The sequence below is a fragment of the Serratia sp. NA_112.1 genome (assembly GCF_052691715.1).
In genome coordinates, this window is sequence record NZ_JBQZFO010000004.1 from 50,545 (window position 1) to 76,555 (window position 26,011).

Annotated in this window: 25 protein-coding genes and 2 CRISPR repeat arrays; of the genes, 13 read left to right on the top strand and 12 right to left on the bottom strand. The window is 54.5% G+C overall.

Annotated elements, in window-relative coordinates; translation table 11 throughout:
• The first annotated feature begins 76 nt into the window (after positions 1–76).
• Positions 77–1,216, top strand: a complete 1,140-nt coding sequence (locus ACUTQ5_RS10380; protein ID WP_445651179.1) for a ribosomal protein uL16 3-hydroxylase — start codon at positions 77–79, stop codon at positions 1,214–1,216.
• 68 nt (positions 1,217–1,284) lie between these two features.
• Here the strand turns inward: ACUTQ5_RS10380 and ACUTQ5_RS10385 are convergent, their stop codons facing one another.
• Both ACUTQ5_RS10385 and ubiU read right to left on the bottom strand, forming a co-directional pair.
• Positions 1,285–2,163, bottom strand: a complete 879-nt coding sequence (locus ACUTQ5_RS10385; protein ID WP_445651180.1) for a U32 family peptidase — start codon at positions 2,161–2,163, stop codon at positions 1,285–1,287.
• An 11-nt stretch (positions 2,164–2,174) separates the two neighbouring features.
• Entirely contained in the window at positions 2,175–3,170 is a 996-nt protein-coding gene (gene ubiU, locus ACUTQ5_RS10390) for a ubiquinone anaerobic biosynthesis protein UbiU (RefSeq protein WP_261092220.1), read from the bottom strand.
• A 222-nt stretch (positions 3,171–3,392) separates the two neighbouring features.
• On the opposite strand from ubiU, the gene ubiT reads away from it, so the two are divergent.
• Both ubiT and ACUTQ5_RS10400 read left to right on the top strand, forming a co-directional pair.
• Positions 3,393–3,914, top strand: coding sequence for a ubiquinone anaerobic biosynthesis accessory factor UbiT (ubiT, locus tag ACUTQ5_RS10395; RefSeq protein ID WP_135314875.1), 522 nt, complete (start codon positions 3,393–3,395; stop codon positions 3,912–3,914).
• Positions 3,908–4,411 (top strand): GNAT family N-acetyltransferase, encoded by a 504-nt coding sequence (locus ACUTQ5_RS10400; protein WP_261132270.1) that lies wholly within the window; start codon positions 3,908–3,910, stop codon positions 4,409–4,411. The genes ubiT and ACUTQ5_RS10400 overlap by 7 nt, the downstream gene beginning before the upstream one ends.
• Here the strand turns inward: ACUTQ5_RS10400 and ACUTQ5_RS10405 are convergent.
• Complete coding sequence (locus ACUTQ5_RS10405; protein WP_445651181.1) at positions 4,398–4,703, bottom strand: GIY-YIG nuclease family protein; 306 nt, start codon at positions 4,701–4,703, stop codon at positions 4,398–4,400. The two genes, ACUTQ5_RS10400 and ACUTQ5_RS10405, sit on opposite strands and share 14 nt — an antisense overlap.
• Before the next feature lie 387 nt (positions 4,704–5,090).
• A CRISPR array of direct repeats spans positions 5,091–6,198; the repeat unit is 28 nt; unit sequence GTTCACTGCCGTACAGGCAGCTTAGAAA.
• A 183-nt stretch (positions 6,199–6,381) separates the two neighbouring features.
• Here ACUTQ5_RS10405 and ACUTQ5_RS10410 point away from each other — a divergent pair.
• The 10 genes from ACUTQ5_RS10410 to ACUTQ5_RS10455 all read left to right on the top strand — a co-directional run bounded on the left by ACUTQ5_RS10410 (position 6,382) and on the right by ACUTQ5_RS10455 (position 18,793).
• Positions 6,382–6,693, top strand: a complete 312-nt coding sequence (locus ACUTQ5_RS10410) for a type II toxin-antitoxin system HigB family toxin (protein ID WP_445651182.1) — start codon at positions 6,382–6,384, stop codon at positions 6,691–6,693.
• Entirely contained in the window at positions 6,690–7,133 is a 444-nt protein-coding gene (locus tag ACUTQ5_RS10415; protein ID WP_445651183.1) for a helix-turn-helix domain-containing protein, read from the top strand. The genes ACUTQ5_RS10410 and ACUTQ5_RS10415 overlap by 4 nt, the downstream gene beginning before the upstream one ends.
• 338 nt (positions 7,134–7,471) lie before the next feature.
• Positions 7,472–8,452, top strand: a complete 981-nt coding sequence (gene cas1f, locus ACUTQ5_RS10420) for a type I-F CRISPR-associated endonuclease Cas1f (RefSeq protein ID WP_445651184.1) — start codon at positions 7,472–7,474, stop codon at positions 8,450–8,452.
• Positions 8,449–11,706: a type I-F CRISPR-associated helicase Cas3f gene (cas3f, locus tag ACUTQ5_RS10425; RefSeq protein WP_445651185.1), complete on the top strand. Its 3,258-nt coding sequence runs from the start codon at positions 8,449–8,451 to the stop codon at positions 11,704–11,706. The genes cas1f and cas3f overlap by 4 nt, the downstream gene beginning before the upstream one ends.
• Before the next feature lie 29 nt (positions 11,707–11,735).
• Complete coding sequence (gene csy1, locus ACUTQ5_RS10430; RefSeq protein ID WP_445651186.1) at positions 11,736–13,100, top strand: type I-F CRISPR-associated protein Csy1; 1,365 nt, start codon at positions 11,736–11,738, stop codon at positions 13,098–13,100.
• The gene (csy2, locus tag ACUTQ5_RS10435) at positions 13,088–14,011 is read left to right on the top strand and encodes a type I-F CRISPR-associated protein Csy2 (RefSeq protein WP_445651187.1); all 924 of its coding nucleotides are present in this window, start codon (positions 13,088–13,090) and stop codon (positions 14,009–14,011) included. The genes csy1 and csy2 overlap by 13 nt, the downstream gene beginning before the upstream one ends.
• A 12-nt stretch (positions 14,012–14,023) precedes the next feature.
• A complete protein-coding gene (gene csy3 / locus ACUTQ5_RS10440) occupies positions 14,024–15,025 on the top strand; it encodes a type I-F CRISPR-associated protein Csy3 (RefSeq protein ID WP_445651188.1) in 1,002 nt (333 codons plus the stop codon).
• A 10-nt stretch (positions 15,026–15,035) separates the two neighbouring features.
• Positions 15,036–15,590 carry a type I-F CRISPR-associated endoribonuclease Cas6/Csy4 gene (gene cas6f / locus ACUTQ5_RS10445; RefSeq protein ID WP_445651189.1) on the top strand — a complete coding sequence of 185 codons (555 nt, stop codon included), beginning with the start codon at positions 15,036–15,038 and terminating at the stop codon, positions 15,588–15,590.
• A gap of 129 nt (positions 15,591–15,719) precedes the next feature.
• Positions 15,720–17,309: direct repeats of the CRISPR family, unit length 28 nt; unit sequence GTTCACTGCCGTACAGGCAGCTTAGAAA.
• Between the two features lie 162 nt (positions 17,310–17,471).
• Entirely contained in the window at positions 17,472–17,906 is a 435-nt protein-coding gene (locus ACUTQ5_RS10450; RefSeq protein ID WP_445651190.1) for a YhbP family protein, read from the top strand.
• A 248-nt stretch (positions 17,907–18,154) separates the two neighbouring features.
• Positions 18,155–18,793: an NAD(P)H-binding protein gene (locus tag ACUTQ5_RS10455; protein WP_445651191.1), complete on the top strand. Its 639-nt coding sequence runs from the start codon at positions 18,155–18,157 to the stop codon at positions 18,791–18,793.
• Here ACUTQ5_RS10455 and phnP read toward each other — a convergent pair.
• The 9 genes from phnP to phnH form a co-directional block, all read right to left on the bottom strand.
• Positions 18,744–19,526, bottom strand: a complete 783-nt coding sequence (gene phnP / locus ACUTQ5_RS10460; RefSeq protein WP_445651192.1) for a phosphonate metabolism protein PhnP — start codon at positions 19,524–19,526, stop codon at positions 18,744–18,746. The genes ACUTQ5_RS10455 and phnP overlap by 50 nt on opposite strands.
• A gap of 150 nt (positions 19,527–19,676) precedes the next feature.
• Positions 19,677–20,279 (bottom strand): DapH/DapD/GlmU-related protein, encoded by a 603-nt coding sequence (locus tag ACUTQ5_RS10465; protein WP_445651193.1) that lies wholly within the window; start codon positions 20,277–20,279, stop codon positions 19,677–19,679.
• Entirely contained in the window at positions 20,276–20,845 is a 570-nt protein-coding gene (gene phnN / locus ACUTQ5_RS10470) for a ribose 1,5-bisphosphokinase (protein WP_445651194.1), read from the bottom strand. The genes ACUTQ5_RS10465 and phnN overlap by 4 nt, the downstream gene beginning before the upstream one ends.
• Complete coding sequence (gene phnM, locus ACUTQ5_RS10475) at positions 20,845–21,981, bottom strand: alpha-D-ribose 1-methylphosphonate 5-triphosphate diphosphatase (protein WP_445651195.1); 1,137 nt, start codon at positions 21,979–21,981, stop codon at positions 20,845–20,847. The genes phnN and phnM overlap by 1 nt, the downstream gene beginning before the upstream one ends.
• A complete protein-coding gene (gene phnL / locus ACUTQ5_RS10480; RefSeq protein ID WP_445651196.1) occupies positions 21,981–22,685 on the bottom strand; it encodes a phosphonate C-P lyase system protein PhnL in 705 nt (234 codons plus the stop codon). Before phnL ends, phnM begins: the two co-directional genes overlap by 1 nt.
• Before the next feature lie 16 nt (positions 22,686–22,701).
• On the bottom strand, positions 22,702–23,490 hold the full coding sequence (gene phnK / locus ACUTQ5_RS10485) for a phosphonate C-P lyase system protein PhnK (protein WP_445651197.1): 789 nt from the start codon (positions 23,488–23,490) through the stop codon (positions 22,702–22,704).
• The gene (locus ACUTQ5_RS10490; protein ID WP_174354078.1) at positions 23,490–24,350 is read right to left on the bottom strand and encodes an alpha-D-ribose 1-methylphosphonate 5-phosphate C-P-lyase PhnJ; all 861 of its coding nucleotides are present in this window, start codon (positions 24,348–24,350) and stop codon (positions 23,490–23,492) included. Before ACUTQ5_RS10490 ends, phnK begins: the two co-directional genes overlap by 1 nt.
• Positions 24,343–25,428 carry a carbon-phosphorus lyase complex subunit PhnI gene (locus ACUTQ5_RS10495; RefSeq protein WP_261152822.1) on the bottom strand — a complete coding sequence of 362 codons (1,086 nt, stop codon included), beginning with the start codon at positions 25,426–25,428 and terminating at the stop codon, positions 24,343–24,345. The genes ACUTQ5_RS10490 and ACUTQ5_RS10495 overlap by 8 nt, the downstream gene beginning before the upstream one ends.
• Positions 25,428–26,009: a phosphonate C-P lyase system protein PhnH gene (gene phnH, locus ACUTQ5_RS10500; protein WP_445651198.1), complete on the bottom strand. Its 582-nt coding sequence runs from the start codon at positions 26,007–26,009 to the stop codon at positions 25,428–25,430. The genes ACUTQ5_RS10495 and phnH overlap by 1 nt, the downstream gene beginning before the upstream one ends.
• Positions 26,010–26,011: the final 2 nt, after the last annotated feature.

Consider the following 26,011-nt stretch of genomic DNA (forward strand, 5'->3'; position numbering starts at 1 on the left):
CTTGACCCTTAACAAGGTGTGCAGGCCCGCGCTCTCGCATAATCACGCCCGTGGATCCTCTTACTGGTGTGATGATATGGCTTACCAACTGAACCTGAACTGGCCCGAATTTTTAGAGAAGTACTGGCAGAAAAAACCTGTGGTTTTGAAAAATGCCTTCCCGAACTTTGTTGACCCTATCACGCCAGACGAACTGGCAGGGCTGGCGATGGAGCCGGAAGTAGACAGCCGTTTGGTCAGCCAGACAGAGGGGCAATGGCAGGCCAGCCACGGTCCGTTTGAACATTTCGATGACCTCGGCGAAACAAACTGGTCCTTGCTGGCGCAGGCCGTAAACCATTGGCATGCACCCTCAGCCGAGCTGGTGCGCCCGTTTCGCGTTTTGCCGGACTGGCGTCTGGATGACCTGATGATCTCCTTTTCGGTGCCGGGCGGCGGTGTGGGGCCACACATCGACAACTACGATGTGTTTATCATTCAGGGGATGGGCAGCCGTCGCTGGCGCGTAGGCGATGCCTTACCGATGCGCCAGTTCTGCCCGCATCCGGCGCTGCTGCACGTCGATCCGTTCGAGCCGATCATTGATGAAGATCTGGAGCCGGGCGACATCCTGTACATCCCACCGGGTTTCCCGCATGACGGCTTCACCCACGAAACTGCGCTCAACTATTCCGTGGGTTTCCGTGGGCCAAACGACCGCGACCTGATCAGCAGCTTTGCCGACTACGCACTGGAAAACGATCTGGGTGGCATGCATTACAGCGATCCTGATTTAACCCTGCGTGAACATCCGGGACGGGTAGAGGAATGTGAACTTGAGCGCTTACGCACAATGATGATCGAAATGATCAGCAAGCCGGAAGACTTTAAGCAGTGGTTTGGCCGCTTTGCCACCACGCCGCGTCATGAGCTGGATATCGCCATGGCGGAGCCGCCGTATGAAGCGCAAGAGGTGCTGAGTGCGCTGATGGAAGGGGAAACTCTGACTCGTTTGAGCGGCTTGCGTGTGCTGCACATCGGCGACAGCTTCTTTATCAACAGCGAGCGTCTGGACACCGTAGATGCACGCGCAGCCGATGCGCTGTGTCGTTATACCGAGCTGGGCCGGCAGGAATTGGGTGAGGCACTGCAAAACCCGGCGTTTGTGGCGGAGCTGACGGAGCTGATGAATCAGGGTTACTGGTTCTTCAAAGAGTCGTTGCCGCTGCCTGCTTAATTGCCGGGTGTCGTTACGCTTACCCGGCCTGCAAACATTCCGTTGCCTGCCTGTGGCAGGATGTTTGATTACGGCACCAGTTCCAGACCGGCAACCCGCCGCCAGTAACCGTTGCAGTCGGCCTGATCGGTGAGCGTTAACGGCTGTGTGCCTTGCTCATTGGTGCGGAAGCGCTCGACCAGCGCCAGCGTCTCCGTGCCCTGTGGCGAAAGACGCACAATGTCCACCAGCCCCTGCATACTGGTCAACTCGTTGCCCAGGTTGTAGCAGTAGCCGCTCATGGTCTGAATGCCGTTCAGCACAAACACCTGCTGCTGTTCCTGTGACCGCATCACTCGTCCCTGTGGGTATTTGATGCAGCAGGTTTCGCATTCGTCCTTGGCACGGTCTTCTGAACGTGCGGTGAAGCAGCGCGCCGAATAGGCCAGCGGCAGGTGACCGTAGCTCAACACTTCCACCTCAAACTGCTGGCGGAAACCCAGTTCGTCGCACTGTTCCAGCAGTTTGGCCAGCCAGTCGCGAGACAGTTCGACCGGCATGCACCAGCGCGTCATGCCCTGGCGATGCAGCAGGCGCAAGGTGTAGGCGTTGTAGCAGTTCAGCGCATGACCGGCAACAAACGGCAGGCTGCGCTCGGCCGCCATGTTCACGGTACCCAGATCGTTGGCTTCAATCAGGAATTCCCCGTTTTCCACATAGCGCTTCAGTTCGTTCAGTTCGGACGGTGCCTGCAGCAGTGCCAGAGTGGAGAGAGCCACCTGTTTGCCGCTGCGGGCAATCTCTTGCGCCAGCGCCAGCCAGTCGCCGACCTTCATTTCGCGCCGCTTGGTGCAGACGCTCTCACCGAGGTAAATAATCTCCGCGCTGCTGCTTACCGCCTGGCGGTAGAACTCTTCGACCTCGGTTTTCGGCCAATAATACTGCACCGGGCCTAATGCGTATTTCATATTTCCTCCTGCTACTGCCATTTACGGTGATAAGCACCGAGCGTGGTTTGAGTGCCTTCGGACACCGCACCCAGGGCTTCCATCCAGCCGGCGTCGGCCTGATAGGCGGCCGGGTCGGCCTGGCAGCGGTCGATGGCCTGCCGCCAGACACGGGCCACCTGACTCACGTAGGCCGGGCTGCGTTGGCGGCCTTCAATCTTCACCGAGGCGATATTGGCAGCCAGCAGTTCCGGCAGCAGTTCCAGCGTATTGAGGCTGGTGGGTTCTTCCAGCGCGTGGTAGCGCACGTCATCGACCAGATAGCGGCCCTTGCACAGCGTGGGGTAGCCGGCATTTTCATCGTCACGATAACGGTCGATAAGCACGCCATTCAGGCGTGACTCCATGCCCTGCGCCGTTTGCTGCCAGCGCACGTAGCGTGCCGGTGAGCAGGCCCCGACGGTATTGGGGGACTCGCCGGTCAGATAAGAGGAAAGGTAGCAGCGCCCCTCGGCCATAATGCACAGGCTGCCGAAGGCGAAGACTTCCAGCGGCACCGGGCTGGTACGAGCCAACTGCTTGACCTGGTGCATCGACAGCACGCGCGGCAGCACTACCCGGCTGACATCGAAATGGCGCTGGTAGAAGCGGATCGCTTCTTCGTTGGTGGCGGACGCCTGCACCGAGACGTGGCGCTCCAACTGCGGGTAACGTTCAGCGGCATATTCCAGCATCGCCAAATCAGCCAGGATCAGCACGTCAGCCCCCAGTTGTGCCGCCATATCTACCGCGCGCTGCCAGCGAACATAGCCGTCAGGGTGGGCGAAGGTGTTGATGGCGATATGCAGTTTGCGGTTATGGCGATGCACATACTCGACCGCTTCCTGTAGCTTTTTCTCGGTAAAGTTGAGGCCGGCAAAGTGGCGGGCGTTGGTATCATCTTTCAGGCCGATATACACGGCGTCGGCACCGTTATCCACCGCAGCCTTCAGGGCCGGCAGATTACCGGCGGGACAAAGCAGCTCCATAGATTTATCCTGACTCCAAGGGTTGCCGGTGACCCTTTCAACCGGCAAACGCTAATCGGGAGGCAATTTTAGTGAAAGTCTGCTTAACAGGTTTTGATTTGAGGCAGCTTCTGGCGTATTGATAAAGCTGGCGGTGAAATACACTATTTGTTGATATAGAGCGCGGCAGCCGCGTATCACTGTGGCAAAATAGCGTATCTGTGTTGAAAGGAGTGAACGACAGTGTTGGAACAATTAAGAGCGCGCATTGTGCGCCAGGGGCCGTCGTTGCTGCGTGTACCGCTAAAATTCACGCCGTTTGCCTTGCAGCGTCAGCTTCTGGAACAGGTACTGGGCTGGCAATTTCGTCAGGCGCTGGCAGATGGCGATCTGGAATTTCTCGAATCGCGCTGGTTGAAGATCGAAGTTCGCGATCTGGCGCTACACTGGTTTATGACGGTAGAAAACGACAAACTGGTTGTCAGCCAACACGCCGAAGCTGATGTCAGCTTCAGCGGCGACGCCAACGATCTGATTCTGATCGCAGCGCGTAAGCAAGATCCCGATACGCTGTTCTTTCAGCGTCGGCTGCAGATTGAAGGGGACACCGAATTGGGCCTGTATGTAAAAAATCTGATGGACGCCATCGAGCTGGAAGCCATGCCTGCGCCGTTGCGCATTGGCCTGCTGCAACTGGCCGAGTTTGTGGAGGCAGGGCTGCAGGAGGGCACGGTGCAAACTTCCCGTGTGCCAGCAACATGTTAATTCGTGTAGAAATTCCGGTAGATGCGGCGGGCATTGATGCCCTGCTGCGTCGCGCCTTTGGGCGAGATGATGAAGCCGATCTGGTGCAGCAACTGCGCGAAGACGGCCTGCTGACGCTGGGCATTGTCGCCACCGACGACGAAGGCGGCGTGGTGGGTTATGCCGCGTTCAGCCCGGTGGACGTGGCCGGTGAGGATCGCCAATGGGTCGGTCTGGCACCGCTGGCGGTGGACGAAAGTCTGCGTCGTCAGGGGCTGGGCGAAAAGCTGATATACGAAGGGCTGGATGCGTTGAACGAGTTCAGCTATGCCGCGGTAGTGGTGCTGGGTGAACCGGCTTACTACGGGCGCTTTGGCTTTAAACCGGCCGCTGCCTATGGTCTGCAATGCCGCTGGCCAGATACCGAGGCCGCGTTCCAGGTTTACCCACTGGCGGAAGATGCATTGGTCGACGTTGGCGGGGCGGTGGAATACTCCGCGCCGTTTAACCGGCTTTAACCGCAACCTCCGGCAGTAAATAATCCAACGAAAGAGGCGGGTGATTCACCAGCCTCTCTTTTTGCGTTTTGCTCAGTTGCTTGACCCGATATTCCAGCCTCAGCGCTTTTGAGCGATCCCCCGCCTGACAGTGAAACGCCAGCACCAGTTGACCTTTCCCCCGCAGCGCCTTGGCTCCTTTGCCTGCCTGATGCTGCGCCAGCCGCCGCGTTACGTCGGTAGTTATGCCGGTATACAGCATGCCGCTGGGCATGCGCAGCATATACAGGTGCCAGACACTGGTGTTTGTCATATAAGTTTCCGCAAAGAATTGAGCGTTACTATATACCCGTCATCTTTCAAGTTGCAGCGTTGTTATCTGCGCTCAGTTATGTGGCCCGTCCATGGGCCACACCCCTAAGGGGGCCGCTGCGAGCAGCGTTCAAATCTGCTCCCGGCAGATTTGTCACCCCAGTGACTTACTTGAGTAAGCGCCTGGGGATGAGCGAGTTGGCCGCCTAGCCGCAACTTGAAAGCTATAGGGTATAGGCAACCCGGCCTTATCGCTGAACCCTTTTTTTAGGCCATGACTTAATTTATTGATTTTAAATATTTTTAATTGAGTAAGGAAAAAAAGCCTTTTTGACGAATTAGCGATGTTATTCTTCAATAATCAGCTTATTAGCGTTAGTCTTCAACAGTTCACTGCCGTACAGGCAGCTTAGAAAGATCGGCGGTACAGAGGGGTACAGCTCCTGGAGTTCACTGCCGTACAGGCAGCTTAGAAAGTTAAATATTGGGCGCGTCTCTACTGCCCTGAGTTCACTGCCGTACAGGCAGCTTAGAAAAAAGTAACGACGGTGCCCTGCCGTTCTTCGCTGTTCACTGCCGTACAGGCAGCTTAGAAAAGAGACAGGGTTATGACACTGTATCCGAGATCGTTCACTGCCGTACAGGCAGCTTAGAAAACTTTGGAAAACAGCGCCGAAACAGCAGATTGGTTCACTGCCGTACAGGCAGCTTAGAAATCAAAATCCTGAAACTCGGCACCAGCCATTACGTTCACTGCCGTACAGGCAGCTTAGAAAGTATGGCCCCTTTAATACACCACTGATTAATGGTTCACTGCCGTACAGGCAGCTTAGAAAAGTGGTCTTCAATTGCAGCGCCAAGGCGTTGCGTTCACTGCCGTACAGGCAGCTTAGAAAGGCATCGATGCAGGGTGTGACACTGAAGGGGGGTTCACTGCCGTACAGGCAGCTTAGAAAGGCACTGCTGGCGCTGGCGGGGCGGTGTAGACGTTCACTGCCGTACAGGCAGCTTAGAAAAACAATATCGTCGAGGATTATTGGGCTGATGGGTTCACTGCCGTACAGGCAGCTTAGAAACACAGAACCAGAGTGTGACGCTATGAAAGTTAGTTCACTGCCGTACAGGCAGCTTAGAAATCAACTACGATCACCTGCGTTGTACCTAGTCTGTTCACTGCCGTACAGGCAGCTTAGAAACGTATTATAGATTAATTTACCTTCACACCTCAGTTCACTGCCGTACAGGCAGCTTAGAAAAACAACAGAATCATCCGCAAAATCATCAATCCGTTCACTGCCGTACAGGCAGCTTAGAAAATTGTGGATTATCTAACAATTGAAAGGCGTGAGTTCACTGCCGTACAGGCAGCTTAGAAAGGCTAGAGTGGTGTGGCGACGCAAGGCGCAGTGTTCACTGCCGTACAGGCAGCTTAGAAATGCCTGCGACAATTAGAGCCACCAGCAACAGAGTTCACTGCCGTACAGGCAGCTTAGAAACTCTAGGGTGCAGTCAGTGGACGGATATTCCATGCGTTATTGATACCAAACAAACGGCTATGCAGGGTGTGAGGGGAAAGAGGGAAATCGTGCCCGTGCGGCAAACATCTGTTTTCAAATTGAAAACAATTCCGTCAGAGGCTACAATGTTTTCAAGATGAAAACAGGGGCGAGGGATCCGCGGTGCATGTGATCAGCAGACAGCCATTTAATGAGGCTGCCGGGAAATACCCTAATAGCGCGTTAGCGCTTCTGGATCTGATGAGGGTTCTGGAAAAAAAGATCTTCAACAGCCCGGATGAGATGAAAAGAGCGATCCCTTCACTGGATAACTTCAAGTACCGCAAAAAGTGGTGGATCATCGATGTATCCGGTAACACGTTGCGGCTTATTGCCTTCATTGACTTTGAAAAGCAAAAGGTTTTTGTTAAACACATTGCGACTCATGCCGAATACGACAAGTTAACCAAGTATTATAGGGAGCATAAAGAATGACTGTTGCAACTCATATTGACGCCGCCAGTGCCGAAGGCATGATCGCGACATTTGCCAACGCGGTGAAATGCATTCCTTTGATGACGGGTAATAAAAGCGAGGCTGAATATAAAAAAGCCCTTGAGCTGATTGAATATCTTGTCGATCGCGGGGAGTTGAGCAACCCGCTTTTTGAACCGCTTGCGGCCAAAATTGCAGAATATGAAAACAGTGCCCCGGAATTTGAGGCGTTTAACCGCCGCTTGGCAAAGATCCCTACCGGTGTCGCTGCGTTGCGTACACTGATGGATCAGCATGGTTTAAAAGCTGCCGATCTGGAAGATGAGCTGGGGTCTAAAAGTAATGTCAGCAACATTCTCAACGGTCGCCGTGCGTTGACTGTTCAACATATTAAGATGCTGGCGACACGTTTTAACGTCCCTGCTGATTTGTTTATTTGATGGGCAGGGCAGGGCAGGTTCCCGGTGACCTGCCTGGCTCTGAAATCAAGAAACGGCGCCTGTGGTGCCGTTTCTGTCCCCATTTGCCCTGTCCGGTATTTCGCTGTCCCTGTTTCTTACCGGGCAGGTTGCCGGAATATCGCTCCTGAAAATCAGCGCTGAACCAACTAATAACCAGGGTTACAGGCAGAATAATTCCCATCAAAAATGATATTTTGTCGGTTGGTAACGGTTTTTCTATTTTTTGTATGATAAGAACGTAAATTGTTCAGTTAGTCGGTGATGTATTTGCTCTATTGAACAATTTATAATCATTTAAATTATGGATAATTCAAGACATGAATGACTCATTCTCACCGTCCGACTTAAAAACAATCTTGCATTCCAAAAGAGCCAATATCTATTACCTGCAATATTGTCGTGTTCTAGTCAATGGCGGGCGAGTTGAGTATGTCACCGATGAGGGGAAACAGTCCCTTTATTGGAATATCCCCATTGCCAATACCTCTGTTGTCATGCTCGGGACGGGGACTTCAATCACACAAGCAGCAATGCGCGAATTTGCCAAGGCGGGGGTATTGGTTGGCTTCTGCGGCGGTGCCGGCACACCTTTATATGCGGGCAATGAAGTGGAAGTTGCCGTTTCCTGGTTATGTTCACAAAGCGAATATCGACCAACAGAGTATTTGCAACATTGGGTAAGTTTCTGGTTTGACGATAACCAGCGCTTAGCCGCGGCGATAGCTTTTCAACGTGTACGCATTGAGCAGATAAAAAGACACTGGTTAAACATCAGAATGGAGCGGCAAACCGGTTTTGCCATAGACGAAAGCCGTTTGCTGGCCTTATTAGATAAATATGAAAATAATCTGACAGCCTGCCGTAATAGTACCGATTTACTCACGCAAGAAGCAGTGATGACCAAGGCATTGTATAAACTGGCTGCCACAGCGGTGGGATACGGTGATTTTACCCGTGCCAAGCGTGGCGGAGGCGTAGATATAGCAAACCGTTTTCTGGACCATGGCAATTATCTGGCCTATGGATTGGCGGCTGTGGCAACCTGGGTCATCGGGTTGCCGCATGGGCTAGCAGTGCTGCATGGCAAAACGCGCCGCGGTGGCTTGGTATTTGACACCGCAGATCTGATCAAAGACGCGTTAGTATTACCGCAGGCGTTTATTGCCGCGATGCAGGGGGAAGAGGAACAAGAGTTCCGTCAGCGCTGTATCAATGGTTTTCAAAAGGCAGATGCTCTGGATGTCATGATTGAGGCACTGCAAACGACTGCCCAGCAGTTAAGTCAGGTGGGGCGGTGAATATACTTTTGGTTGCTCAGTGTAATAAACGTGCCTTAACGGAAACTCGTCGGATATTAGATCAATTTGCTGAGCGCAAGGGCGAACGCACTTGGCAAACCGCCATCACCTTCGAAGGTTTGAATACCCTGCGTAAACTGTTGCGAAAAAGCGCACGGCGCAATACGGCGGTGGCTTGCCACTGGATTAAAGGGGCTAATCAAACAGAATTACTCTGGATTGTCGGTAATCAACGTCGTTTTAATCCCGAAGGCGCAGTCCCCACTAATACGACCGAACGTGATATTTTGAAAAGCCACAGTGAAAACCAATGGCACAATTTGGAGAGCATCAGTTTACTGGCCGCAATTGCGGGTTTATTCCATGATTTCGGCAAGGCTAACCAGTTATTTCAGAATGGTTTGCGTGGTGCTGGCAAAAGCTTCCAGCCCTATCGCCATGAGTGGGTATCATTACGGCTATTTTGTGCTTGGGTAGGTAACCGAAGCGATCAAGAGTGGCTTACTGCCCTGGCAATGATCGAGGAGCGTGATGAAAAGTTGATGCTGGAAAGGCTGATAAAAGATGCTATCGATGAATTTATAAATCCTTTCATATCACTACCTCCGCTGGCAACCACGATTGCCTGGCTGATTGTTTCCCACCACCGTTTACCGGCTTATCCAACGCGCGTTGAAGGGATGCCGCCCTCATTGAAGACGATAGACAGTTGGTTAACGCAGCAACTCACCGCAGAGTGGAACTCGACCAATCACCAGATTGAAGGCTGGACACCCGATGAACGCCATGCTGTGTGGTTTTTCCCTCATGGCACCCCGATGCGCAGTAATATCTGGCGGGAAAAAGCGCATAAATTTGCTAAACGAGCGTTGCTGCAGTCCTCGTTGATGGATTTTGGCATATTGGAACAACGCTTCACCAGTCATATGGCACGTCTGGTGTTGATGCTGGCGGACCATCACTACTCATCGTTACCACCAACGACGGGTTGGCAAGATACCGGGTATCAAGCCTATGCCAATACCGAACGCAAAACCGGTGAATTGAAGCAACAACTGGACGAGCACAATATCGGCGTGGGGCAAAATGCACTGTTACTGGGGCGTAGCCTGTCGCATCTCAGAGCAACGTTACCGGCCATTACGCGCCATAAAGGGTTTAAACAGCGCAGTAAAACCGAAAAGTTTCGTTGGCAGGACAAAGCTTACGATCTCACGTATGCGGTGCGTGAACGTTCGTTTAAGCAGGGTTTCTTTGGCGTTAATATGGCTTCCACCGGTTGCGGAAAAACCTTTGCCAACGCGCGCATTATGTATGGTTTAGCCGATGAGAAGGCGGGGTGCCGCTTTTCTGTTGCATTAGGGTTACGGACCTTAACGCTACAAACTGGCGATGCGCTTAAGGCCAAACTCACTCTGGAAGATGACGATCTGGCGGTGTTGGTAGGTTCTGCGGCGGTACGACAATTACATCACCTCAATAATGATAAATTGGAGCGGCGTGGTACTGGCAGCGCTTCGGCAGATGAGTTGTTCGCGGAGCATCATTATGTCAGTTACGGTGGCAGCCTGGACGATGGGCGTTTAAGCCGTTGGCTGCAAGATAGCGACAAATTGCATAAATTACTGAGTGCACCGGTATTGGTGACCACCATTGATCACCTGATCGGCGCGACGGAAGGCGTGCGCGGCGGTAAGCAAATAGCGCCGATGCTGCGTTTGTTGACCGCTGATTTAGTGCTGGATGAGCCAGACGATTTTGATATTGCCGATCTCCCTGCGCTATGCCGTGTGGTCAATTGGGCAGGTATGTTAGGTTCCCGCGTCTTGCTTTCTTCTGCAACCTTACCGCCTGGGTTGGTTCAGACACTGTTCAATGCTTATAAATCTGGGCGAGCAGATTATCAACAGGGATGTGGCCTGCCCGGTATGCCGTTAAATATTTGCTGCGCCTGGTTTGATGAGCATGATGCCGTACAGCATGATATTCAGGAGGCAAAAGGTTTTATAGCGGCGCATGAAGCCTTTGTCGGCAAGCGAGTGGCAAAATTGCAAAGTGTGCCGGTACTACGTCGTGCGCAGTTGGTAGCCGTTCAACCGACAAGCCTGCGTGAAAGCGCGGTATTGGATGGGGTCACGGAAACGCTATTCGCGTCGATGCAACAATTGCATTCACGCCATCATCAAAAGCATTCAACGGGTAAAACTGTCTCATTGGGTTTGATCCGTATGGCTAACATCAATCCGCTAGTAGCAGTAGCACAGCGATTATTAAATACAGCGGCGCCCGAGAATACCCGCATCCATTATTGCGTCTACCACAGCCAGCACCCGTTGGCGATGCGTTCGTATATAGAACAGCGGTTGGATGAAACCTTGACGCGTTATTCCGAAGCTGCACTTTGGCAAATGGCGGAAATTGATCGTGCTTTGGCGAAGTATCCGCAGCAGCATCATCTGTTTGTGGTGCTGGCTACCTCTGTTGCCGAGGTCGGGCGCGATCATGATTACGATTGGGCTATTGCCGAACCGAGCTCAATGCGCTCGTTGATCCAATTGGCAGGACGTATCCAACGCCACCGGCAGCAACCTTGCGAGTATCCGAACCTGCATATTTTGCAAAAAAACGTTAAGGCACTGAAAGGAAACCAACCGGCGTATTGTCGGCCGGGGTTTGAATCGGCGACCTATCAGCTCCAGTTACTAAAGCATGATTTGGCGGAAATATTACGCCCTGAACAATATAAAGTGATTAGTGCGATCCCTCGGGTTCAGGAGGCATCGGTACTCAAGCCGCACGATAATCTGGTCGATCTGGAACATTTCTGCCTGAGAACGGTTTTACAGGGGCGAAAGCAGCTTGATAAATACTATGCCGCGCTTTGGTGGCGCCAACAGGCAACCTGGTGCGGTGAGCAACAGCGTTTGACACCCTTTCGCCAGTCCACCGAGGAGGAACCACACTACCTGTGGATAGCGGACGAAGGGGATTCGCCGTGCTTTAAATTCCCGGATATCGTTCCTGGCCAATGGAAAGCCAGCGATAACATTCGTCAGGTTGAAGTGACCTTCGCTGAAGGCGTAAGTGCCTGGCTCGCCGCAGACTACTCCGGTCTCTATCAACAACTGGCCGAGAGGCTGGATATGGAGCTGGCAGAGGTTAGCCAGAAATTTGGTGAAATCAATCTGAGGAAAGAGAAGGCCGATCAATGGCGTTTCCACTCGCTGCTAGGGGTGTTTGGCGCACTTGAGTAGGACGGAATAACGTTGTAATAAGGAGGCGTATGAGTAACAACGGATTTAGCGAGTTGATCGTCGAATATATCGCCAGCCGCAAACAGCCCAAGCTGGAAGCGCTGGAAAAGGATCTTGCGAAAAAGCTTGCCGGGCTGACTGAAGCTGAAGAGATCGCGGTTGCCAGGCAAAGCGCTTTGGAACAGCGGCAAGAATTAGAGAAAAATTATACTCCACGCCATTGGCTGACCGACGCCGCCAACCGTGCAGGGCAAATCAGCCTTGTCACTCACGCACTAAAATTTACCCACAGCGACGCCAAAGGCAGCAGTATTTTTGCTGCGGATAGCGCATCACTCACTACAGATCGGCTTTCGAGCGCGAGCTTATCCCAACCGGCTATCGATGCCGTAGGCAATGCCGCAGCGCTGGATGTAGCGAAGCTACTGCAACTGGAATATGAAGGCGAATCGCTGATTGCGTGTTTGAGCCGTGGCGATAGCACCCCGTTAGCGGCGTTTGCCGAAAGCCCGCAGCAACTGGAATTGTGGGTTGCGGGTTTCAAACAGGTATTAGCGAATAAAAACCTCTCCTCCCATACCTTGGCTAAACAGCTCTATTTCCCTGTAGGGCCAGATGAGTATCACCTGCTGAGCCCGTTATTCTCCTCGTCGTTGGCGCAGGCGATGCACCAGCGCATCAGCGATGCGCGTTTCAGTGATACAGCCAAAGAGTGCTACCAGGCCTTTAAGGCCACTGAGTGGTATCCGGTGCCGCGGGTGATTTACCCCAAAACCGCGGTGTTAAATATGGGGGGGACCAAGCCACAGAATATTTCCTACCTTAACAGCGTGCGTGGCGGTCGTGTCTGGTTACTGCCGTGTTCTGCGCCGGAATGGTTAACCGTCAGCAAGCTGCCGTTAAACCAAAACTCTATTTTTCAGGAACGTAAAGCGTTCTCCGCGTTGGCGAGGGATGCAGTGTGGCAGCTAAAACAGTATCTGCGCGATGTGAACAAGTCTTCAGAGAATAATGCAGAGATCCGTCAGCAGCGTGGCGCTTACGTCGATGCGGTTATTGATATTCTGTTCAGTTATGTGGCTGGTATTCAAAACCGGGAAGACTGGCAATGCTGGAGCCAGCGTGAAGCGTGCCAACTTTCCCGCGCGCAACAGTTGTGGCTCGATCCCTGGCGGACTAATGAGGATGAAGGCTTTCGCTTTGAACGCGAAGGCGGTGGGTGGAAAAAAGAGGTCGCTCTGGATTTCGGTGTTTGGCTCAATCACCAGCTAAAAAGCGAAGAGATGAAATTCAGTGAAATTGAACGGCGCGAATGGTCGACAGCCCCCTTGTTTAAACGTCGCCTGCGTGAATTTGAAGCAGAGTTTAAGGGGGGCTTCGCATGGGAGCTTTAATCGTACTGCGCCATATTCGGGTTGAGAACGCCAATGCCATCGCCGGGCTGACCTATGGTTTCCCGGCAATCACCCATTTCCTTGGCTATACCCATGCGTTATCCCGCAAGTTGCAGCAGAACCACGGTTTGACCCTGACGGGCTGTGGCGTCATTTGTCATCAGTATCAGCTCCACGCTCATTCCTCCGGGCGTGATTATGCTTTTGCGTTAACACGTAATCCCTTGACTAAAGAGGCTAAAACGGCGGCGTTCAATGAAGAAGGCCGGATGCATATGACGGTATCCTTGCTGATCGAGTGTCATGGAGCCATCGCTAATGGCGATGAGGGTGCCAGAGCTCTGGAAGCGCACCTCGCCGATTTGTGCCCAACTCAGCGTTTGGCCGGTGGTGTGATTACCGATATCAATGCGATCAAAGTTATGGGCACCCCTGAAAAGCCAGCGGACTTGCGCAGGCTGATGCGTCGTTTGCTGCCTGGTTTTGCCTTGCTTGATCGCAGCGAACTGCTGGCCGACCATTATCAAAGGCTGCGGGAGTGCAATCCGCAGGCCACGCTGTTGGATGCCTGGCTGGATTTTGCCGCTGTGAAATATCAACCGGTTAGTGAACAAGAGCCTCAATGGCATTATGTGCCGAAACCGGCTTCCGGTTATTTGGTCCCGATGCAAACCGGCTATCGAGGGATCTCTTCGCTCTACGCACCGGGTGAGGTGGCAAAAACGCGCGATCCTTCAACATCCTTCCGTTTTGCCGAGCCGGTTTACGGTATTGGCGAGTGGCGGAGTCTGCACCGTATTACCGATCTGAATCAGTTGTTATGGCAATACCACCATCAAGACGATGACTACCTATGTCGCAGTGCCGTACCTGCCGCGATTGAAACTTACGAATTTAACGATGAAGAATAATTTAAAGGATTAATGAATATGGCTACTGTAAAGACCGCTTCTGTATTGGCATTTGAGCGTAAATTAGCAAACTCTGACGCCATTATGTACGCCGGTAATTGGCAACAATCTGAATGGACACCGATTGTTATTCAGGAAAAAGCCGTGCGTGGCACCATTTCTAACCGTTTAAAAAATGCTATCGCTAGCGACCCCGCCAAATTGGATGCTGAAATCCAAAAGCCTAATTTGCAGCGGGTGGATGTCGCAGCTTTACCGTTTGACGCCGATACCTTGAAAGTGAGTTTTACCCTGCGGGTGTTGGGTAATTTGGTTCAGCCATCGGTCTGTAACGATCAGGATTACCAGGCTGAATTAGCGAGTGTGATTCAGGGATATATCAAGGAACACGGGTTTAAAGAACTGGCAGGACGCTATGCCGAAAATCTGGCGAACGGGCGCTTTTTGTGGCGTAACCGCGTTGGTGTTGACGAAATTGCTATTACCGTTAAGGGCAAAGAGAAAACCTGGCATTTTAACGCTACCGATTACAATTTACGTGAATTTAGCCAACCGGATAAGGCACTGGCTGAATTGGCCAAGGAAATTGAACAGGGCTTGTCTGGAGAAAGTTTCTCATTCTTCAGCGTTGATGCTGAAGTCCGACTGGGTAAAGGGCAGGAAGTTTTCCCTTCTCAAGAATTGGTTTTGGACAGTAACAGCAAGAAAAGCAAAGTGTTATATCAGGTAGAGGGTATTGCCGCCATGCACTCACAGAAAATTGGTAATGCATTGCGCACCATTGATAGCTGGTACCCCGAAGCTGAAACGTTGGGGTTGGGGCCGATCGCAGTGGAACCTTATGGTTCAGTTACCAGTCGTGGACAAGCCTATCGTCAGCCAAAACAGAAAATGGATTTCTACACCTTACTGGATAATTGGGTCACTAAAGGCAAGGTCCCCGATGTGGCGCAACAGCACTATGTGATGGCGATTTTAATCCGTGGTGGCGTGTTTGGCGAGAAGGGTGAATAAGGGGACTGGCATGGATCATTATCAGGATATTTGCGTATTACCCGATCCTGAATTCAGCGAACCTATGTTAATGGCGGCTCTATTCGCCAAGCTTCACCGGGCGTTGGCTGCCGATGGTCAGGGCAAAATCGGCGTCAGTTTTCCAGATATGCAACGCACGCCGGGTGCGGTGTTGCGGTTACACGGTGGTCATGAGGCGCTGAATGAGCTTCAGAAAAGCGGCTGGCTGAAAGGATTACGCGACTATACCGGCGTCGGTGCCATCCAGGCCGTGCCGGCTGGTGCTCAATATCGAACGGTCAGCAGAGTTCAGGTCAAGAGTAGCGTAGAACGACTACGCAGAAGGGCGGTCAGCAAAGGTTGGTTAACAGAGGAACAGGCCAAAGAAAAGATCCCGCGGGCTAATGAACAACGCTCTTCACTTGCGTTTATTGCGTTGAAAAGCCTCTCGACAGGGCAAAGTTTTCGTCTGTTTGTAAAGCAGGGAGAACTGAGGGAAACGCCGGTGGAAGGAAGGTTCAGTTTTTACGGTTTAAGCCCCTCCGCCACTATACCGTGGTTCTGACCCTCTTTTTTCAGGCAGAGATAACTGATTGATTTCATTATCTCTGCCTCACGTCAAAAAATTAGGGTAAAACTATCAAGAAACCACTATTTTCTTTAATAATCAGTTTGTTAATGAGGTTTATGTACAGTTCACTGCCGTACAGGCAGCTTAGAAACACATAGAGCCAGAAATATTCCCATCTGGATAGTTCACTGCCGTACAGGCAGCTTAGAAAACCTGGCCCTGATCCCCGGTACGGATTTTACGGTTCACTGCCGTACAGGCAGCTTAGAAAAACAACCTCGCCATAGTTAGTGGTTTTGGTTTGTTCACTGCCGTACAGGCAGCTTAGAAAATCCTGAGGTGGTGGAAATACAGGGTGTGTTTGTTCACTGCCGTACAGGCAGCTTAGAAAGACAACGATAAATAGCGCATTCTGCGGTGTAGGTTCACTGCCGTACAGGCAGCTTAGAAAAATCTTGAACTGTGGATGAGCAACAACCGCGAGTTCACTGCCGTACAGGCAGCTTAGAAAATCACAGGGCAAACTGACTACACCAGCAACGCGTTCACTGCCGTACAGGCAGCTTAGAAAAATTCCGTCTGCAGTACAACGAGGAGACCGCCGTTCACTGCCGTACAGGCAGCTTAGAAACACCAAGCAGGCGCAGGAAGTTGATATTTCGCGGTTCACTGCCGTACAGGCAGCTTAGAAACATCTTTAACTATATTGAAAGTAGGGTTTATGGTTCACTGCCGTACAGGCAGCTTAGAAATATAAACTATGATTCCTTTAATATGTTTAAAAGTTCACTGCCGTACAGGCAGCTTAGAAATCACCTTCTGCCTGCTCAGTCCTGACGGGTGAGTTCACTGCCGTACAGGCAGCTTAGAAAAATCCACCTGGCTTTTTCCAGTGGCTGATCCGGTTCACTGCCGTACAGGCAGCTTAGAAATGAATAACCTTGATGCCGCGCTGTAATGCGTCGTTCACTGCCGTACAGGCAGCTTAGAAATATGGCATCGCAACGATGTTTGCCGCGGTTGGGTTCACTGCCGTACAGGCAGCTTAGAAAATACCCCCGCCGCCAGGGCAGCGACGGCAGCAGTTCACTGCCGTACAGGCAGCTTAGAAAAGCGGGAAGGGCTTGCGCTCATCGGTCACAACGTTCACTGCCGTACAGGCAGCTTAGAAACATAAATTCCGCTCGAAACAAATCCCGCCAGTGTTCACTGCCGTACAGGCAGCTTAGAAAATTGCAAATTTGGCGCAGTGGTTACTGGCAAAGTTCACTGCCGTACAGGCAGCTTAGAAAAAAGCATGGGCATGCAGGTACAGCCGATGCAAGTTCACTGCCGTACAGGCAGCTTAGAAAGAGATGCAGCGCCACTAATGCGCGGCATGCTGGTTCACTGCCGTACAGGCAGCTTAGAAAATCACGCCCAGCACTGCGAGTGTGGACTCTTAGTTCACTGCCGTACAGGCAGCTTAGAAATGGCGACCCGAACGCCGTCCCGCCATTGGCACGTTCACTGCCGTACAGGCAGCTTAGAAACACCCAGGCGCGATAGACCGGCCGGCTATGTTGGTTCACTGCCGTACAGGCAGCTTAGAAAAGCAGGGCGGATACGTACTCTTGCGAGTAGAGGTTCACTGCCGTACAGGCAGCTTAGAAAAAGTTACAGTCACAAGTAATCGGAATCCTCCCGTTCACTGCCGTACAGGCAGCTTAGAAAATCGAACAAGGCAAGGGACAAAAAGCCGCTAAGTTCACTGCCGTGGGGTCAGTCCAATTTGATTGATTAATCATACTGGTGAGGTGGTGGCATTATCGTTATTTGTGACCGTCCTCAACAACGCAGGTAAGATGACGCGAGCAAAGGCAAGGAGAATCGACGTTGAACACGACTGAAGAGCAGCAACAAATTGCGCATTTCCTCAGCAAACAACATGTGCTGACACTGTGCGCTGGCAACGGCATGGACATGTGGTGTGCCAACTGTTTTTACGTCTTTGATACCGAACGCATGTCGCTGTGGCTAATGACCGAAACCCATACCCGCCACGGCGAGTTGATGCTGCAAAATAGCCGGGTGGTCGGTACCATAGCGCCAAAACCGAAGACCATCGCGTTGATCCGCGGCGTGCAGTATCGCGCCGAAGCGGTGATGCTGAGCGGTGATGAAGAGCAACTTGCACGGGCACGCTACTGCAAGCGTTTCCCGGTAGCCAAAGTGATGAAAGCGCCGGTTTGGCAACTGAGCCTGCAAGAAGTGAAGATGACCGATAACACCCTCGGCTTCGGCAAGAAACTGCATTGGACGCGGACCTGACGCAATAAACTCTAGCCTATAGCTTTCAAGTTGCAGCTAGGCGGCCAGCTCGCTCATCCCCAGGCGCTTACTCGAGTAAGTCACTGGGGTGACAAATCTGCCGGGAGCAGATTTGAACGCTGCTCGCAGCGGCCCCGTTAGGGGTGTGGCCCATAGACGGGCCACATAACTGAGTGCAGGTAACAACGCTGCAACTTGAAAGATGACGGGTATATACTTTTCATAGAGAGCATTCGGCGGGAGGGTATATGGCACGGGTATTCATGGTAGGGGCTACCGGGTTGGTGGGGCGCGAGCTGTTGGGCATGCTGCAGGCCAATCCGCAGGTCACGGCGATCGTGGCACCGACGCGTAAGCCGCTGCCGGCGCATGAAAAGTTGGAGAACCCGGTGGGTGATGACCTGTTTGCGCTACTGACAAAGCAGGAGCAACCGGTCGATATGGTGTTCTGTTGTCTGGGGACCACGCGGCGTGAGGCGGGCAGCGACGCCAATTTTCACTACGTCGATTACACCCTGGTAGTGGAAAGTGCGTTGACCGGTCGGCGTCTGGGGGCGCAGCACTGTCTGGTGGTCAGTGCGCTGGGGGCCAGCACGCGCTCGACCTTCCTTTACAACCGGACCAAGGGTGAAATGGAACAGGCTCTGCGTGAGCAGAACTGGCCACGTCTGACACTGGTGCGGCCATCGATGCTGCTGGGCGAACGCGCTTCACCACGTTTGCTGGAACGCCTGAGCGCCCCCTTGTTCAAGATGCTGCCCGGAAAATGGCGGGGTGTCGCCGCCAAAGATGTGGCGCAGACCCTGTTGGAGCAGGCGTTCAGCCCCGGTAACGGCGTTAAGGTGCTGGAATCCGATCGACTGCATTGTTACCACAGTGCACGCTGAGATTATCGAACGCCATCTCCAGACCCGGCGGCAGTTCGTTGTCCATCAGCCACAGATCGAGATGATGACTGATGTGCGTCAGCAGTGTGCGGTCGGGTTGCAAGCGTTGTTGGATTTCCCGTGCGCGGGTCAGATCGTTATGATTACGCGGTGCTTGCGGCTGGGGTGGCAAACTGCAGTCGAGCACCATTAAATCCAGGGTTACTGCGCGCAGAAAAGCCTCGGTATCCGGCGGTAAACCGACGGTATCGGTCAGATAGGCCAGCGATTTCCCTGCGGCCTGGATCAGATAACCCAGAGTGAGTTTCGAATGTTGCAGCGGCAGCGGGGTGATGCACAGCCCGCCCAGTTCAACCGTTTCAAAGGGTTTTAACGGCGGCTGAAACGCCAGAATACCCGGGTGTTTGAACAAGTCGTCACAGCCCTGTTCATCGGCCGGGCCATACACCGGAATAAAATTTCCGCAGCCCCAGCGCAAAGGAAATAACCCCTGGACGTGATCCATGTGGTAATGTGTCAGTAAAAAACGTTGAATTTCCCCCGCCGAAAAGCGCCGTTCCAACGACGGTAATCCCGCATCCAGCAAGGTCGTTTCCCCCTGAAATTTAAGCATTGCGCTGCAAGGCCTGCGCCGGAATGCCGGCTCGCGCCGCGCCCGCTGACAGACCAGACAATCACAGCCGAACACCGGAGTCTGCTGGGCACCGCCGGTGCCGAGAAACGTCAATTGCATGAGTTGCTCCTTTACCCTTCGCCTTTCACACCGCAGCGTTGTTGGCTGCATACGCGCACCTCAGTCGCTTACTTGAGTAAGCTCCTGAGGATTCACGCATTTGCCGCCTAGCTGCAACGCGAAATTCATTGGGTAAGATTAATAAGGGCCTTAAAGATACTTCTCCGCAAAGGCGTTGATATCGCGGAAATCCGCCAATCGTTCCTGTAATGTCTGATGATCCCAGTGCCACCACTGGCTGCGTTCAATACGTTCGATCAGTGCGTCGTCAAAACGCATGCCGATCTTTTTGGCCGCCACGCCGGCGACAATCTCATAAGGGGCCACATCCTTGGTTACCACCGCCGCGCTGCCGATCACTGCGCCGTTGCCGATGTTGACGCCGGGCATCACGATGGCGTTATGGCCGATCCACACGTCGTGGCCGATGCTCACGTGGTGTTCGCGCCGCCAGTCGAAGAAGGCTTCATCATCTTCCCCCAGATCGTACTCTGAAGCGCGATAGGTGAAATGGTGCTGGGCGATGCGCTGATAGGTGGGGTGGTTGCCGGGATTAATGCGTGCGTAAGAGGCGATCGACACGAATTTGCCGATGGTGGCGTAAAAAATCTGGTTATGTCCGGCGGTGTAGGAATAGTCGCCCATTTCGACTTCTTCGAGGATCGCATCGTCGGCCAGATGAACATACTGGCCGAGGCGGCTGCGGTTAAGCGTCACGTTGCCGCCGATTCTCGGCTGCGCCAAATCACTCATGGCAGGGCATCCTGTGGTTGTTTGGCTGAAGCGGGCAGCAGCGCCAACAGCGCTGCCAAAGTGTCTTCAAGGTTGCCGTCGTTATCCAGTCGGCAGCAAATGGCGGGCAGCTGTTGCTGATATTCCGCTGCCCGCGCCAGCCGCTGCGCTATCTGATCGGCGTTTTCACGCCCGCGATTTTGCAGGCGTTGGCGCAGAATATCGCTGCTGACCTGCAGGCACACCGGCAGCAGCTGCGTACCGTAGCGTTGCTGTGCCTGTGCCAGATGAGCACGGGATCCGTTGACCACCACGTCGATCCCCTGCAGTAACCACAGATCGACCTCGATGCCAAAGGCGTAATGGTGCTGATGCGCCTGCCAGTCGAGGGCAAATAACCCTTTGGCGCGGCGGCGCAGGAACTCCGGTTCGCTAAGCGCAATATGGTTCTCGCAGCCGGCGTCTGCCGGCCGGGTGATATAGCGGTGCGCCACCAGCGGGGCGCTATCCACATCGGCGCGCAGTGCGGCCAACAGACTGTCCTTGCCTGAGCCGGACGGCCCCATCAGATAGATAAGCTGCGCCATCAGAATACCTGCTTGCCCTGGCGCCACACGTTGTGCACGTAAACGTGCTCGCCGTGCGGTCGTACCAACACCAGATCTGCCCGCATGCCTTCGGCGATGGTGCCGCGATCCTGCAAATTCAGCGCCCTGGCCGGGTTGCGGGTGATCATCTGCACTGCCTGCGGCAGGTTGTAATCGTTGCGTTCGTCGGCCGCAATGCGAAACGCCGCATCCAACAGGCTGGCCGGGTAATAGTCGGAGGACAGGATATCCAGCACGCCCAACGCCGCCAGGTGGTGCGCTGCTACGTTGCCGGAATGTGAGCCGCCACGCACGATGTTCGGCGCGCCCATCAGCACCTGCAATCCTTGTTGGTGCGAAGCCAGGGCGGCGTCTTCGGTAGTGGGGAACTCTGCAATCACGCTACCCAGCGCGCAGGACTCGCTGACGTGGGCGGCGGTAGCATCGTCGTGGCTGGCGAGCGAAATTTTACGCGCCCGGCAATGGGCGGCAATGGCTTCGCGATTCGGCGTAGCCCAGCGGGCAGAAAGCGCAACCTGGTGCTCTTCATACTCGCTCATCTGCTGGTCGTTGAGGTGATATTTGCCCTGATAATACTCACGGTATTTTTCACGCGAGGCGAACTGGCGCTGGCCCGGCGAATGATCCATCAGCGACACCAAAGACACCCCAGGCTTGTCCATCAACTGTTCGAACAGCGACAGGGTGCTCTCGTTGGGCAGTTCGCAGCGCAGGTGCAACCGGTGTTCGGCGCGGTTGACCCCGGCGCGCTGGCTGTGGATCACCGCGTCGATCATTTTTTGCAGGTTTTCCAGCCGGTGGCCGCCGTCGCGAACGTCGCCAATGGCCACCGCGTCCAGCACGGTGGTGATGCCGTTGGCTACCATCAGCGCATCATGGCTGCTCATGGCCGAATGCGCCGGCCAGTCGACGTTCGGGCGCGGGGTGAAAAACTTGTCCAGATTGTCGGTGTGCAGTTCAATCAAGCCCGGCAGCAGCCAGCCGCCTTCACCGTTCAATGCCTGCGGCAACTGGCTGGGCGTATCGGCAAAGCTGCGGATCATGCCGTCGCTGATTTCCAGCGATCCTTCGACCGTTTGATCTTCCAGCACCAGTTTCACGTTATTGATGATCATCAGAGGATCTCCAGCGCCTGTGGCACCTGCATGTCATATAACCGGTCGGCGACCTGCTGACGGACGCCTTCATCATGGAAAATGCCGACGATCGCCGCGCCACGTTGTTTGGCCTGTTCGATCAGCGCGACCACGGCCGCACTGTTACGGCTGTCGAGGGAGGCGGTGGGTTCGTCCAGCAACAGGATCGGGTAATCGACGATAAAGCCGCGCGCGATGTTCACCCGCTGTTGTTCACCACCGGAGAAGGTGGAAGGGGCCAGTTGCCACAGGCGTTGCGGTACGTTGAGCTGGTTGAGCAGCGTCTCGGCGCGTTCGCGGCATTCGGCGCGGTTGACGCCCTGTTCCAGCAGCGGCTGCATCACGACGTCCAGCGCGCTGATACGCGGGATCACCCGCAGAAACTGGCTGACCCAGCCGAGGGTGTGGCGGCGGACCGCCAGGATCTGGCGTGCTTCGGCCTGCACCATATCCAGCCATTCACCCTGGTGATTAATCCAGATATGGCCGCTGTCAGGCAGATAATTGGCATACAGTGAGCGCAGCAGCGTGGATTTCCCGCTGCCGGAATGCCCGTGCAGCACCACACATTCGCCGCTGCTGACCGTCATATTGGCATCGTGCAGTACCGGCAGTTGCGTGCCGTGCTGCTGGTGGAGCACAAAGGTTTTGCTGAGGTGTTCAACCCGGATTTGAATAGTCATTTGTCATTACCTTGCGTTACGACAGCACCGAAGAAACCAGCAGTTGGGTATAAGGATGGTGCGGATCGTCCAGCACCCGGTCGGTCAGGCCGCTTTCCACCACCTCGCCCTGTTTCATCACCAGCAGCCGGTGCGCCAGTAGGCGCGCCACGCCAAGATCGTGGGTGACGATCACCGCCGCCAACTGCATTTCCACCACCAGCGTGCGCAGCAGATCGAGCAGACGTGCCTGTACCGAAACGTCCAGCCCGCCGGTGGGCTCGTCCATAAACACCAATTTTGGGTGGGTCACCAGATTGCGGGCAATCTGCAACCGCTGTTGCATGCCACCGGAGAAGGTGGTCGGCAGGTCATCCAGGCGCGATACCGGGATCTCGACGTCTTCCAGCCATTGGCCGGCCTGACGGCGAATGTCGCCGTAGTGACGCTGGCCGATAGCCATCAGGCGTTCACCGATGTTGCCACCGGCAGAAACCTTGGGGCGTAGCCCGTCGAGAGGATGCTGATGCACCACGCCCCAGTCGGTACGCAGCAGGCGGCGGCGATCGCTTTCCGCCATCGCGTACAGGTCGTGCTGTTGCCCGGCCTGCGGGCGGTAAAGGATCTGCCCTTGTTGCGGCACCAGCCGGGCGGAAATCGACTTCAGCAGGGTAGTTTTACCGGAACCGGATTCGCCAACGATGCCCAGCACTTCGCCGGGATAGATATCAAAAGAGACATCGCTAAAGCCCTTGCCCGGTGCGTACAGATGGGTGAGGTTAGTCACCGACAGCAGCGGCGTGGTGCTCAGAGGGGTGGAAGCCATCAGTGCTGCGCCTCTTGCGAAGGTTGCGCCAGCTGTTGCTGGCAGTAATCGGTGTCGGAACAGACGAACATGCGGTTGCCCTGATCGTCGAGCACCACTTCATCGAGATAGCTGTGGCGTGAACCACACAGGGCACAAGGCTCGTCCCACTGCTGCACGGTGAAAGGATGATCGTCGAAGTCCAGGCTCTCCACCTTAGTGAACGGCGGCAGGGCATAGATGCGCTTCTCGCGCCCGGCCCCAAACAGCTGCAGTGCCGGCATCATGTGCATTTTCGGGTTATCGAATTTCGGGATCGGCGACGGATCCATCACGTAGCGGTCATTGACCTTCACCGGATAGGCGTAGGTGGTGGCGATATGGCCGTAGCGCGCGATGTCTTCATACAGTTTCACCTGCATCACGCCGTATTCTTCCAGCGCGTGCATTTTACGGGTCTCGGTTTCGCGCGGTTCGATAAAGCGCAGCGGCTCCGGGATCGGCACCTGATAAATCAGGATCTGGTCTTCACGCAGCGCGGTTTCCGGGATGCGGTGCCGGGTCTGGATCAGCGTAGCTTCCGGCGTGCGCTCGGTGGTGGCGACGCCGGCAACGCGCTGGAAGAAGCGACGGATGGAAACCGCATTGGTGGTGTCATCGGCTCCCTGGTCGATCACCTTCAGCACGTCGGCGCGGCCAATCACGCTGGCAGTCAACTGAATGCCGCCAGTGCCCCAGCCGTAGGGCATGGGCATCTCACGCCCGCCGAACGGCACCTGATAGCCAGGGATTGCCACCGCCTTCAAAATTGCGCGGCGGATCATGCGTTTGGTCTGTTCGTCTAGATAGCCCAGGTTATAACCGGTTAATACTTCACTCATCGCGGGCCTCCTGACGTTCGCTGAATTCCTGCCGCAGGCGTTTGAGCAATTCCAGCTCGGCCTGGAAATCGACGTAGTGCGGCAATTTAAGGTGGGAAACAAAGCCGGCGGCTTCAACATTATCGGCGTGGGCCAGCACGAACTCTTCATCCTGCGCCGGGCTGGCGATGCCTTCGTTGTACTCGGGGCTTTGCAGGGCGCGATCCACCAGCGCCATCGCCATCGCCTTGCGTTCGGCACGACCAAACACCAGGCCATAGCCGCGGGTGAAATGCGGTGGTTGGTCGACCGGGTCAATAAAGCCGTTGACCATTTCACACTCGGTCAGCAGGATCTCGCCGATATCTACCGCGAAACCCAGCTCTTCAGGTACTATCTCCGCCGAAACATAGCCAGTACGTATCTCACCGGCGAACGGGTGGGTACGGCCGTAACCACGCTGAGTGGAGTAGCTCAGTGCCAGCAGGAAACCTTCGTCACCGCGCACCAACTGTTGCAAGCGTGCCGAACGGGAACAAGGGTAAACCGGCGGATTGCGGGTGATGTCATCTGGCGCGCTGCCGTCATCCTGTTCCGCCAGCGCCAGCTGCTGCTGACTGAGTAAGTCGAACACATGGGCACAGTTTTCCGGCAGCGGTTCGTCGGCCTGTGGCGCGCGTGGCGCTTCGCCTTCGGCCAGCAGGGCAAAGTCCAGCAGCCGGTGGGTGTAATCGTAGGTCGGCCCCAGCACCTGCCCACCGGGCAAGTCCTTGTAAACCGCCGAGATACGGCGTTCCAGCCGCATATTTTCGGTCGCCAATGGTTCACTGACCGCTAGCCTTGGCAGAGTGGTGCGGTAGGCGCGCAGCAGGAAAATGGCTTCGACCAGATCGCCGCTCGCCTGCTTAATGGCCAGCGCCGCCAACTGAGGATCGTAAATACCCCCTTCGGTCATTACCCGATCTACCGCCAACCCCAATTGCTGTTCAATCTGCTGGGTACCGAGCGCCGGTACGCTGTCGTCGCCACGCCGCAGTTGTTCCTGTAACTGATGGGCTGCCTCAATGGCTTTTTCGCCCCCTTTAACGGCAACGTACATCAGCACACCTCCACATGGGTGGTCCGTGGCAGCGCCAGCAGGCGCTCACCGCAGGTCAGCAGGAAATCCAGCCCCAGCGGGAAACGCTGTGGACGGTTAATCAGGTAATCCAGTAAGGCTTGCGGCAATGACGGCGAGATAACCCGTTGCTGTTCAATGCCGGGACCGGTCAGGCGCAGCGCAGTGCCCTGTTCCAGACTGTCGAGCTGGACAACTACCGTGGCGCTGAACTCGGGGGAGATCTCGCTGCCGTGCGGTAAGGCCTGCAAATCAGCGGCCTGCAATTGCGTATCGAACAGGGCAAAGCACACTTCTTCGCTGTTATTGGCCAGCGGTGCACCGCTGTGGAAGCGAATGTTTGTTAGCACTTGCTCACATTCTAACGCCAGAGACAGTTGAATCGGCGTTTCCTGGTCTGCCAGGGTCAACAGTGCGGCGGTGCTGGCGGCGTTCAGCGCGCCCCAGGCCGGGCTTGTCGACAGTGTGACGATATGGCCCGGTTCACTTAATGCTTTAAGGATCAGGCGGAAAGCCTGTTGCGATTGTTCAATCGGTTGTGCAAAACCTGTCAGTAGGCTCATTG